The sequence below is a fragment of the Mesorhizobium metallidurans STM 2683 genome, assembly GCF_000350085.1.
GTDB classification, from domain to species: Bacteria; Pseudomonadota; Alphaproteobacteria; order Rhizobiales; family Rhizobiaceae; genus Mesorhizobium; species Mesorhizobium metallidurans.
This window is the reverse complement of sequence record NZ_CAUM01000014.1, coordinates 36,189-47,049: the sequence shown is the minus strand read 5'-3', so window position 1 is coordinate 47,049 and position 10,861 is coordinate 36,189. Positions and strand designations below refer to the sequence as shown.

Sequence of the window (10,861 nt, the reverse complement as noted above, 5' to 3'; positions counted from 1 at the left end):
GAAGACTGCCGAGGAACGACAAGCGGCCTGACACGAACGGTCCGATTCAAAACGGATACTCCCGATGGTCACTCGCGGTTTCTTTTCTGGACGCCGGCCGCCCACCGATACTGACGCGCGCATTCCGCCCGGGCAGTATCTCGAACAGGGCTTCCCGGTTCTGTCGGCCGGGCCGACGCCGCGCGTGCGCACCGAGGAGTGGTCGTTCACGCTCAAGCACGGACCGCGGCCGATCAAGAAGTGGAATTGGGCCGAATTCAACGCCTTGCCTATGAGCAAGATGACCCGCGACATCCATTGCGTCACCGCATGGACCAAGTTCGACACGGCCTGGCAGGGCGTGCTGGTCGACGACATTCTGGCCGATGCCGGTATCGAGCCGCCGACCGCCTTCACGCTGGCGCTGTCCTTCGACGGCTATACAACCAATGTGCCGACCAAGGATCTCGCCGCCGGCAAGGCGATGGTGGCGCTGCTTTACGAAGGCAAGCCGATCGCGGCGGACCATGGCGGTCCGGCGCGGCTGCTGGTTCCGCATCTCTATTTCTGGAAATCGGCCAAATGGCTGAACGGGCTGCAGTTCACCGAGCGCGACGAGCCCGGGTTCTGGGAATTGCGTGGCTACCACATCTATGGCGACCCGTGGAGCGAGCAGCGCTACACGGGCGACCCATGAGCGAGGCAGCGGCGGCGCAGTCGCCCTGGCAGACGGTCACCATCACCCGCATCGAAAAGCGCACGCCGCGCGTCACCAGCTTTTTCCTGCAGCCGTCGCGGCCCTTCGCCTATCGCGCCGGGCAGCATGTCGACGTCAGGCTGACGGCGCCGGACGGCTACCAGGCACGCCGCTCCTACTCCATCGCCTCGGCGCCGGAAGCGGGCGAGACGATCGAACTGGCGATCGAAAAGCTCGACGACGGCGAGGTCTCGCCGTTTTTTCACGAGGTGGCGGCGGTCGGCGACGAGGTCGAATTGCGCGGACCGCTCGGCGGACACTTCGTCTGGTCCAACAGCGACGGCGGGCCGCTTCTCCTGGTCGGTGGCGGCTCGGGCGTGGTGCCGCTGATGGCGATGATCCGCCATCGCGTAGCGCGCAAATCATTGGTACCCGCGGCACTGGTATTTTCCGCGCGGGTCTGGGACGACGTCATCTTTCGCGACGAACTGATCGGCCTCGACGACCGCCAGGACGGCTTCGGTCTGGTGCTGACGCTGACGCGCGAGCCGGCCCGGCGTCCGCAGGATTATGCGCGGCGGGTCGACGCCCAGATGATGGTGCAAACGATGATGCGGTTGCCCGGATCGCCAGGCCTGGCCTTCGTCTGCGGTTCGAATGCCTTCGTGTCGAGCGCCGCCCAGGCGCTGATCGATGCCGGCGTTCCGGCAGGCCTCATCCGCACCGAACGCTACGGCGTTTGAACGGGCGATTGGAGCGGTAGACTAACGCGCCGTCGTTAGCGGGGGCCTGATTTTTCCCGCTCGCCCTCGTCAAACGTGTCCTTCATCGCCCGCAGGATGATGACGGCCGAGGCCGCGCCCGGATCCATGTGGCCAAGCGATCGTTCCCCCAGTCTCGCCGCCCTGCCACGGGCAGCGACCATCGACCGTGTCGAATTCGCGCCGGCTTCGGCGGCCTCCAATATGCTGTTCCACATTTCCGGGCCTCCGGCAGCGCGGGCACGCGCGTTGACGGCCGCTTCCGTTGCGGGAACCCAGGCATCGAGCATCGTCTTGTCGCCGCGCTGCCCCTTGCCGCGCTCCTTGATGCCGGTCGTCATCGCCTCGACGATCGCCGCCTGGTCGGCGGGCGACAGGCATTCATCCTTCTTGAGGGCTTGCGCCGCCCTGCGGAACGCGCTCGCGTAGAGTGGCCCCGTGGATGCGCCGACGGCATCGAGAAAGGCTGACGCGGCGACCGCGAAAACCTCCGACGGCAGCGTGTTGTCGAGGTTGAGCTTGGCGAGCTCGGCATTCACCGCCATGAAGCCGAGCGACATGGTGATGCCATGGTCGGCGTCGCCTATGGCGCCGTCGAGGTCCGAGAGGTGGTCCTTTCCCGCCTCGATCGCAATGGAAATGCGATAGAACATCCTGCTCAGGCGTCGCGCCGCATTGTCCGACATGGTCTTCCTCCCGGTTCAAGCAGGATGCAGCCCCGTCTTTCACGGGGACGCCTGTCTTTATCTTCAGCCGATCCGCAGGACGGCCGTATCGCAGGGATGATGCAACAGTTCCGTCAGCTCGTTGTCGAGATGCAAGACCGATATGGATGCACCGACCATGTCGAGCGAGGTGCAATAGTGCCCCACCCAGTTCGCCTCTATCTTGATGTCCTTGGCGCTCAGCCGCTGCTCGACACGCCTGAACAGAATGTAGAGTTCCATCAATGGCGTCGCGCCAAATGAATTGACCAGCACCGCAACGCGATCTCCCGGCGCCGCCTTCATCTCCGAAAAGATGCGGTCCATCACCCGGTCGGCGATCTCGTCGGCGCTCATCATCTTGTCGCGGATGACGCCGCGTTCTCCGTGGATGCCCATGCCGATTTCGATATCGTCGGGGCCGATCTCGAAGTTTTGGCGGCGGGTCTGCGGCATGGAGCAAGGCTCCAGCGCGACGCCCATCGTGAACGTTCGTGCATTGGCCTTGCGGGTCGCCGCCTCGCAGGCATCGAGCGACAATCCGCGGTCGCAGGCCGCCCCGGCGGTCTTGAACATGAAGAAGTTGCCGGCAACGCCGCGCCGGCCTTCCTTGTCCTCGATCGGCGACGAGGCGATATCGTCCGTCGTCACCACCGTACGAACCTCGATATTGTGTTCCGCCGCCATCTCGGCCGCCATGTCGAAATTCATCACGTCGCCGGCATAATTGCCGTAGACGAAGAGCACGCCTTGCCCGCCCGATGCGGCATTGGCGCACTGAAAGATCGTGCCGGGAGGCGGTGACGAAAAGATATTGCCGACGGCAACGGCGTCGGCCAGCCCTTTTCCGACATAGCCGAGAAAGCACGGCTCGTGCCCTGTGCCGCCGCCGATCACCAGCCCGACCTTGCCTGGCCTCGGCCCGGTGCGGGCGACGAGGGCGCGATGCGAACCCTTTATCGGCCTTATATAGCCGGCATGCGCCTTCACCACGCCGTCGAGCATTTCCTCGACAACGTCGTTGGGATCATTGAGGAACTTCTTGATATGGGTGCGGAAGTTGCTGGGCAGGGCCGCGCGGTGGTCGATCTTCGGGCGTTGCGAGAGCTTCTGGTCAAGCTCCGTCACGCCGTCGGCATTGAGGATGCCGCGACCGGTCGCGGCGTCGGTGATGAGCACATTGACATAGCCGCCGCGCAGCGCGGCAAGGATTGCCGGCACCTTGTCGAAACCGCCGGCGACGGCGATGCGCAAGTTGATGGCCTTCAGCATATCGAGCGAGATGCCGATGATCCGGTCGTCGAGCGGGCCGGCCACCGGCTTGCCCTGCCCGTCGATGAAGCGGCCGGCGACGACGCCCACCGCATTCCTGGCGAGATATTGCTGCAGCGAAACCGATTCAAAGAAGCCGCTGGTGTGGATCGTCGAGTTCGGGCGCAACGACGAGATGCCGAACAGCGCCTTGTTGGCTTTGCCAAGCGCGTCGAACTGGCTTTCGATCAACGGCTCGCGCAACAGCATGTCGCGAATCTCGGCCGTGGAAACGACCGCCGGCGCCGTGATGTTGACCAGCCTTGCGTTGACCGCGCCGGCCATGACCGAAGCGCATAGCTCCGGCGTATAGGCAAAATTGGCGGCGGTTCCGCCGGTGGCCTGCACGACGGTGACGTCCTGAAGGCCGGGTACCGATGCCTGCTCCGCGATCGCCAGCACCGTTCGCCCCCAGGCGACAGCAAGCGTGTCGCCGGATTTCAGAAGCTTGGCAAGCGCCTGCGCCGCCGCTCCGCCAAGGCGATCGATCAGCGGCCGCGTATTGTCGTCGCTCGGTACGACGAGACAGTCATGCAGGCCGAAATGCCGTTTGAGTTCCTGCGCGATCGACAGCGAGCTCAGCCGTGACGGCTCGAGCGAGATGTTGACGATGCCGCGGGCGCGGGCATCGGCCAGGTAGCTGTTCACCGTCGCCCGTGAAATGCCCATGATCTCGGCGATGTCGCCTTGTGTCATGTGGTCTTCGTAGTAGAGCCAGCAGGCCCAGACATACGGGTCGTCGCCGTAGCGCAGCGGAATCGGCTCGGTGCCGGCCTCGGCTCCCGCCCGCGCCGTTCCATTCTTCCGCGCCGATAACGTCTTGACCGTCATGCTGCCTGGTTTCCCCGAATCCAAGATCGATCGCCAAGATGAGCGCAAATGCAAGAACTCTCAATCTTGGTCGGATTCCAACTTATTGTTTGAGCATGATCTTTTCCGAAAACCGGTTCCCACTTTTCGGGATCATGCTCGAACTCGCTCCCGGCTGGAAGGTCAGCCGGGAGCCTTTGCTCGGGAGGAGCATATCTCACAATTCAACGACCGGCGGTCGCCGATATCAGCAGTTTCTGCTTGGCACCAAGCGCCAGGGCTTTCAGGATCAGCGCACAGGATGTGGCGCCCGCGTCGAGGACGCCGACCGAGCGTTCGCCGAGACGGCTGGCCCGGCCGATCCTCGCCACGAGATCCCTGGTGCTGTCGCGGCCTTTTTCTGCCGCGAGGACGAGCGCATCCAGGGCTTCCGGGAACGGCTTGCCGTCGGCGTTGGCGGCGTCGAAGGCCGCAATGGCCGGGACGAGTGTGTCGAGCAGCGTCTTGTCGCCGACCTTGGCCGAGCCGATCGACTGGATGCCGTCGAGACCATTGCTGAGCATCGCGCTGAATGCCGGGGCGTCGATGGAAGAGGATTTCTCGATCGTTTCGGCGAATTGCGTGAACATGACGCCATAGAGCGGACCCATCGAGCCGCCGATCTCGGTCATCAGCACGGTGCCCAGCGTGTCGAATGCCGTGGCCAGCGACATGTCATTGCCCCGGATCCTGTCCGCCGCCATGCCGAAACCCTTGGCCATGTTGACGCCGTGGTCGCCGTCGCCGATCTTGCCGTCGATCTCGCTCAGATAGGCACGATTTTCGATGATCCGGTCGGCGATCGAAAGCACGATGTCGCCAGCGGAAGCGTTTTCAAACTGCTGCATTCGCCTGTTCCTAAAGCCTTGCCGGACAATCGACAGCCACGTCCAGCAGCCGTTTCAATTCGGCGTCGAGCGCCATGACCGTGAGCGTGGCGCCAACCATTTCCAGCGAGGTGAAATAGTTGCCGATATAGGTCTTGTGGATGGTCAAGCCGCGTCCGGTGATCTCCTGTTCGATCGTATCGTTGAGGATGTAGAGCTCGTTGACCGGCGTTGCGCCGAGGCCGGACACCAGCACCGCAACTTCGGTTCCCGCCGCCAGATCGTGGTCATCGAGGACGATCTTGGCCATGTCCCGCGCGATTTCGGCGGCGGGCTTCAGCGGTTCGACCCGCACGCCCGGTTCGCCGTGATGACCGATGCCGACTTCCATCGTGCCCGGCTCGATCAGGAAATTGGGGTGCCCGACCGCCGGTAGCGTGCATGGGCCGAGGCCGACGCCGATCGAACGGCAATTGTCGATAGCCCGTTGCGCCACCGCCCGCACGGCCTCGATGCTGGCGCCTTCCGCGGCCAGGGCGCCGGCGCATTTCCACATGAAGATCTCGCCGGCGACGCCCCGGCGCTTTTCGCGCTCGTCCGGCCCCGCCGAGCAGACATCGTCATTGGCGACGACGGTTGCGATCTCGATGTCTTCCTTGGCCGCTAGCTTGATGGCCATTTTCACGTTCATGTTGTCGCCGGCGTAATTGCCATAGAGGCAGACGACACCCTTGCCGCCATTGGCCTCCCGGGCGGCGTCGAGAAAGCTCTTTGCCGTCGGTGACGAGAAGAGTTCGCCGACCGCGACTGCGTCCAGCATATTGCGGCCGGTGTAGCCGATGAAGGCCGGCTCATGGCCGGAACCACCGCCGGTGATCACGCCGACCTTGCCGCCGACCGGCGCATGGCGGGCGGCGATGACGCGGGGATTGCTGGCGAGCCTGACGATGTCGGCATGCGCCTTGACGAAGCCCTTGACCGTATCCTCGACGACCTCGTCGGGATTGTTGATGAACCGCTGCATTGTTGCTCCAATCTTGCGCCGCTCAGACAATGGTGTAGCCGCCGTCGACCAGCAGGTCGGCGCCGTTGATCATGTCGGCGCCGTTCGATGCCAGGAACACCGCCGCGGCGGCGATCTCCTGCGGAAAGGCAAAGCGGCCGGTCGGAATGCGCTGCTTCAGCGCCTCGCCGCGTGGGTTGTCCCAGGCCTTTCTGCCGAGGTCGGTCAGCACCACGGTCGGAGAAATCGTATTGACCGTGATGCCGTGTTTGCCCCATTCCGCGGCAAGCGTCTTGGACAGGCCGATGACGCCGAATTTCGAGGCGCAATAGGCGACGTGCTGGTCGATCGCGACGGTGCCTGCCTGCGAGGCCATGTTGATGATCTTGCCGCCCTTGCCGGCCTTGATCATGGCGCGTCCGGCGGCCTGGGAGACCAGAAACGTTCCCTTGAGATTGATGTCGATTGTCTTGTCCCAGGCATCGAGGCTGAGCTCCTCGGCGGGAGCGAGAACGGCGATGCCGGCGCTGTTGACGACGATATCGATATGGCCGAAGGCCGCTTGCGCCGCCGCGAACACGGCTTCCACGGATCGCGGATCGGATACATCGCAGACGAAGGATTTAGCGCCGTTGCCGAGTTCGTCGGCCTTCGCCTTCGCCACCGATTCATTGATATCGATCACCCCGACAGTGGCGCCCTTCGCGGCAAATGCCGACGCAATGGCGCTGCCGATGCCGGAGGCGCCGCCGGTGACCAGGGCGACCTTGCCGCCCAGCGAAAAATTGAGATCGACCTGGATTGAATCTGTCATGGTTCTCTTCTCTGTTGGAACGTGGGGTGCGCCAGGAGAGCGCACCCCACGGCCGGATTACTTGCGCGTCGCCAGAAGCTGGTCGACGTTTTCCGCCGTCACCGGCGTCCACGGCACATTGTAGATCTTCTCCTTGCCGTCTTTCCACGGCATGTCCTTGTAGGTTGCCCAGATATCGGACTGCGGCTTGTAGTCACCCTTCCTGGCAGCAAGGATGGCAAGGTCGAGCGCGCCTTGAGCCTGGGCGCGCGCGTCCTGCAGGATCGAGGTCATCTCACCGGCCTTGACGGCGTGAAGTGCGTCGGTGATGCCGTCGATGCCGGCAATGGTAAAGCTCTTCAAGTCGAGGCCGGCGGCCTTGATCGCCTCGATGGCGCCGAGGGCCATTTCGTCATTCTGGCCGATCACGCCGTTGATCTGGTTCGGGTGGGCGGTGAGCCAGTTTTCCATGAGCGTCTGGGCTTCGGCGCGCGACCAGTTGGCGGTCTGGTCCTCGAGGATTTTGACATCCGGGCACTCGGCAAGCGCCTTCTTGTTGCCTTCGAGACGGGAAATCTGCGCCGACTGGCCGATCGGCCCTTCGAGGATGACCACATTGCCCCTGCAGCCGATCTTGTCGAGCACCGTCCTTGCTTCCATGTAGCCCGAGATCGTGTCGTCGGATCCGACATAGGAGGTCAGCAGATCGGAATTGACGCGGGTGTTCGAGCCGATGACCGGAATGCCGGCATCGGCGGCCGTCTGCACCGCCGCGGCGCCGGCGTCGACGTCGATCGGAGCGAAGATGATGGCGCTGTATTTCTGCGTCGCCATCGTCTTGAACTGGTCCTGCTGGACCAGGGCGTCATAACGGCCGTCGAAGACCGTCAGTTCGACTTCGCCGCTCTTGACGGCCGGGTGTTCCTGGAGCGCTGCCGCCCAGATCTGCATGAACTCGGCGTTCAGCCCGTAAGGTGCCGCGCCGATCTTGATCTTCTCCTGCGCCATGGCCGACGAGGCCAGCAGAGCGGTCGCGGATGCGAGCGCAATCATCAATCTTTTCATTTCGTTACCTCCACTTGAGCGAGCGACCGACATGGTTCGCCTTATACGGACGCGCGTGTTGCAGGTCCGGTACCGGAAGGGGGCTTTTTGTTTGAGCATCGGATTTTCCCAAAACCGGGTCCCACTTTTGGGTCCGATGCTCTAAGCCCCGTAGTTTCTCTTCTGATCGAGCATCACGGCGCCAACGATCAGCGCGCCCTTGAGGACTTGCTGGTAGTAGGATTGGATACCCATCAGATCGAGGCCGTTGTTCATGACGCCGATGATCAGCGCGCCGATCAGCGTGCCGGTCACCCGGCCGACTCCGCCGGAAAGGCTGGTTCCGCCGATCACCACCGCCGCGATCGCGTCCAGTTCATAGGCAATGCCGGCCTGGGGCAGGGCGGAACCGGTGCGGGCGCTGAGCAGCATCCCGGCGAGGCCGGCAAGACCGCCGGAGATGACATAGACGGCAAACTGCGTGCGGGTGATGTTGATGCCCGAGGTCCTGGCCGCATGCGGGTTGCCGCCGACGGCATAGATGTAGCGGCCAAAGCGGGTGCGGTCGAGGATCCACCAGGAGATGGCGAACACGACTGCGAGAATGACGACCGGCGCGGGTATGCCGAGGATGTTGCCTGTGCCGATCCAGCGGAAGGCCGGCGTCAACGCCGGGACGGGACGGCCGCCGCCGTAGATGAGGGTCATTCCACGCGCCGCCGACAGCATGCCCAGCGTCACCACGAAGGCCGGCACCGAAAACCGCGATACGATCACGCCGGAAATGGCGCCGCAGGCAATGCCGACCAGCAGGCCGATGCCGAGGCCCAGGGCGACCGGATAAGGCGCGCCGGAAATCCCGGCGGTCGCCGAACTGGTCACGAAGCTCGCGCTGACGATGCCGGCAAGCGCGACGACGGAGCCGACCGAGAGATCGATGCCGCGCGTCAGGATGACGAAGGTCATGCCGATGGCGAGCACGCCGTTGATCGAGGTCTGCAGCAGCACGTTCGAGATGTTGCCGGCCGTCAGGAAGAACTCGTTGGAGACCGAAAGAACCGCGACCAGGATCAGGAAGGCAAGGAAGATGCCGTATTCCTGGATCAACAGCCGGCGCTGCTCCGAACCGAGCCAGCCATTTGCATTCTTGCCGCCGTTCGCATTCTTCCCGCCCTTAGCATTCTTGTTGCCGCCAGCCGACATCACTGATTCCTCTGCCATTGAGCGAACACCCTGTCCCTGTTCAGGTTGATAGATGGACGAGCGATTGGGCATCCGTTTCCTCCCGGCGGAAGGTCCCGGCACTTCTGCCGGCCCGCATCACCATGATCCGGTCCGACATGCCGAGAACCTCGTCGATTTCCGACGAGATCATCACCACCGTGCCGCCGGAGGAGGCGAAGTCGCTGATGATCCGGTAGATTTCACGCTTGGCGCCGACATCGACGCCGCGGGTCGGCTCGTCCAGAAGCAGCACCTTCGGATTGCGAAGGAACCATTTGCCGAGCACCACCTTCTGCTGGTTGCCGCCTGAGAGGCCGGAAACCGGCATCGTGTCGCGGGCCGCCTTGATCTGGAACTTCTCCCGCATGCCGCGGCTTGCGTCCGCCTCCCGCGCCCGATCCATGGTGAAGGCGGGGCTCATTTCGGGCAGGCTCGCCATGCAGATGTTCGCGCGCACGGAATCGGCGAGATTGAGACCGGTCAGCTTGCGGTCCTCGGTGACCAGCGCCAGCCCATGCGCCATCGCATCCGCAGGCTTTGCAATGCTGACCTCGGTACCGTCGACCCTGATGCTTCCCGCCGAAGGCCTGTCGAGACCGAACAGGCAATTGAAGATCTCCGTGCGACCGGCCCCCATCAGGCCGTAAATGCCGAAAATCTCGCCCTTGCGCACCGAAAATGAGATGTCCTCGATCTTGTTCGGGCAAGAGAGCGCGGCAACCTCGATACCGGGTTCCGATGTCGGCGTGTTGGTCTTGGCGAATTCTTCCGACAGCTCGCGGCCGACGATCATGCGGATCAGGCCGGGTCGATCGATGTCTGCGAGCGCCCCGCTGCCGACATAGGCGCCGTCGCGAAAGACCGTGTAGGAATCGGCGATCTGGAAGATCTCCGACAGGCGGTGGGAAACATAGACGATGCCGCGCCCTTGTGCCTGCAGGCGGCGGATCGCGGCGAACAAATGCTGTGCCTCTCGCTCGCCGATCGCCGAGGTCGGCTCATCCATGAAGATGACCTCCGCGTTGTGGCTGAGCGCCTTGGCGATCTCGACGAGCTGCATCTGCGCAACGGAGAGGTTCATCATGTACTGCGTGGCCCGGATATCGAATTCGAGATCGTCCAGCAGTTTCTGCGCGGATCGGTTCATCGCGCGGAAATCGATGCCGCCGAACCGCGCCTTGGGCTCGCGGCCGAGATAGATGTTCTCGGCAACCGTCATGTGGGGAACGGGGCTGAGCTCCTGCTCGATGATGGCGATGCCCGAGGCCAGTGCGTCGGCTGGGCTGGCGAATTCCACCTCCTTGCCGCGGCGGCGGATCGAGCCGGCATCACGGCCGAAGATGCCCATCAGTATCTTGAGAAAGGTCGATTTGCCGGCGCCGTTGCCGCCGCAGAGTGCATGAACGGTGCCGGCGCGAAGCTGGAAGCGGCCGTCGCGCAAGGCGGCGACGCCACCAAACGACTTCTTCAGCCCTTCCACCTCGAGCAAAAGCTCCACCTTCTCTCCTCCCGTGTATCCGGCAATCCCTGGAGCCGATCGACGCTGGGTGACCTCCGCCCGAGCGTCGAAGGTGACAATAGTCAATTTAAGGTCGACAAATGTCAAGGCGCATCGAGAGTTTTAGTGCGTGGCCATCGAGATGAAGCTCGGTACCCAAAAAATCATTGA

Annotated in this window: 10 protein-coding genes; 2 read left to right on the top strand and 8 right to left on the bottom strand. The window is 63.5% G+C overall.

What is annotated here, in order from left to right:
• Positions 1 to 64 precede the first annotated feature (64 nt).
• Together MESS2_RS03660 and MESS2_RS03655 are read left to right on the top strand one after the other, a co-directional pair.
• On the top strand, positions 65 to 676 hold the full coding sequence (locus tag MESS2_RS03660) for a molybdopterin-dependent oxidoreductase (protein ID WP_008872728.1): 612 nt from the start codon (positions 65 to 67) through the stop codon (positions 674 to 676).
• Positions 673 to 1,419, top strand: a complete 747-nt coding sequence (locus MESS2_RS03655) for an FAD-binding oxidoreductase (RefSeq protein WP_008872727.1) — start codon at positions 673 to 675, stop codon at positions 1,417 to 1,419. The genes MESS2_RS03660 and MESS2_RS03655 overlap by 4 nt, the downstream gene beginning before the upstream one ends.
• Positions 1,420 to 1,454: 35 nt before the next feature.
• Here MESS2_RS03655 and dhaL (MESS2_RS03650) read toward each other — a convergent pair whose 3' ends face one another.
• From dhaL (MESS2_RS03650) to MESS2_RS03610, 8 genes are all read right to left on the bottom strand, one after another.
• Positions 1,455 to 2,123: a dihydroxyacetone kinase subunit DhaL gene (gene dhaL, locus MESS2_RS03650; RefSeq protein WP_008872726.1), complete on the bottom strand. Its 669-nt coding sequence runs from the start codon at positions 2,121 to 2,123 to the stop codon at positions 1,455 to 1,457.
• Between the two features lie 63 nt (positions 2,124 to 2,186).
• Entirely contained in the window at positions 2,187 to 4,283 is a 2,097-nt protein-coding gene (locus MESS2_RS30580; protein WP_008872725.1) for a bifunctional sugar-binding transcriptional regulator/dihydroxyacetone kinase subunit DhaK, read from the bottom strand.
• A 203-nt stretch (positions 4,284 to 4,486) separates the two neighbouring features.
• Positions 4,487 to 5,149: a dihydroxyacetone kinase subunit DhaL gene (dhaL, locus tag MESS2_RS03635; RefSeq protein WP_008872724.1), complete on the bottom strand. Its 663-nt coding sequence runs from the start codon at positions 5,147 to 5,149 to the stop codon at positions 4,487 to 4,489.
• A gap of 10 nt (positions 5,150 to 5,159) precedes the next feature.
• Complete coding sequence (locus tag MESS2_RS03630) at positions 5,160 to 6,152, bottom strand: dihydroxyacetone kinase subunit DhaK (RefSeq protein ID WP_008872723.1); 993 nt, start codon at positions 6,150 to 6,152, stop codon at positions 5,160 to 5,162.
• Positions 6,153 to 6,174: 22 nt separating this feature from the next.
• Entirely contained in the window at positions 6,175 to 6,945 is a 771-nt protein-coding gene (locus tag MESS2_RS03625; RefSeq protein ID WP_008872722.1) for an SDR family oxidoreductase, read from the bottom strand.
• A gap of 57 nt (positions 6,946 to 7,002) precedes the next feature.
• The gene (locus MESS2_RS03620; RefSeq protein ID WP_008872721.1) at positions 7,003 to 7,989 is read right to left on the bottom strand and encodes a substrate-binding domain-containing protein; all 987 of its coding nucleotides are present in this window, start codon (positions 7,987 to 7,989) and stop codon (positions 7,003 to 7,005) included.
• Between the two features lie 141 nt (positions 7,990 to 8,130).
• On the bottom strand, positions 8,131 to 9,171 hold the full coding sequence (locus tag MESS2_RS03615) for an ABC transporter permease (protein ID WP_051069026.1): 1,041 nt from the start codon (positions 9,169 to 9,171) through the stop codon (positions 8,131 to 8,133).
• Positions 9,172 to 9,211: 40 nt separating this feature from the next.
• The gene (locus MESS2_RS03610; protein WP_008872719.1) at positions 9,212 to 10,690 is read right to left on the bottom strand and encodes a sugar ABC transporter ATP-binding protein; all 1,479 of its coding nucleotides are present in this window, start codon (positions 10,688 to 10,690) and stop codon (positions 9,212 to 9,214) included.
• Positions 10,691 to 10,861: the final 171 nt, after the last annotated feature.

Coding starts and splice junctions, on each gene's coding strand:
- MESS2_RS30580 (WP_008872725.1), bottom strand. CDS start 4,283: ATGACGGTCAAGACGTTATCGGCGCGGAAGAATGGAACGGCGCGGGCG.
- dhaL (WP_008872726.1), bottom strand. CDS start 2,123: ATGTCGGACAATGCGGCGCGACGCCTGAGCAGGATGTTCTATCGCATT.
- MESS2_RS03630 (WP_008872723.1), bottom strand. CDS start 6,152: ATGCAGCGGTTCATCAACAATCCCGACGAGGTCGTCGAGGATACGGTC.
- MESS2_RS03625 (WP_008872722.1), bottom strand. CDS start 6,945: ATGACAGATTCAATCCAGGTCGATCTCAATTTTTCGCTGGGCGGCAAG.
- MESS2_RS03660 (WP_008872728.1), top strand. CDS start 65: ATGGTCACTCGCGGTTTCTTTTCTGGACGCCGGCCGCCCACCGATACT.
- MESS2_RS03620 (WP_008872721.1), bottom strand. CDS start 7,989: ATGAAAAGATTGATGATTGCGCTCGCATCCGCGACCGCTCTGCTGGCC.
- MESS2_RS03615 (WP_051069026.1), bottom strand. CDS start 9,171: ATGTCGGCTGGCGGCAACAAGAATGCTAAGGGCGGGAAGAATGCGAAC.
- dhaL (WP_008872724.1), bottom strand. CDS start 5,149: ATGCAGCAGTTTGAAAACGCTTCCGCTGGCGACATCGTGCTTTCGATC.
- MESS2_RS03655 (WP_008872727.1), top strand. CDS start 673: ATGAGCGAGGCAGCGGCGGCGCAGTCGCCCTGGCAGACGGTCACCATC.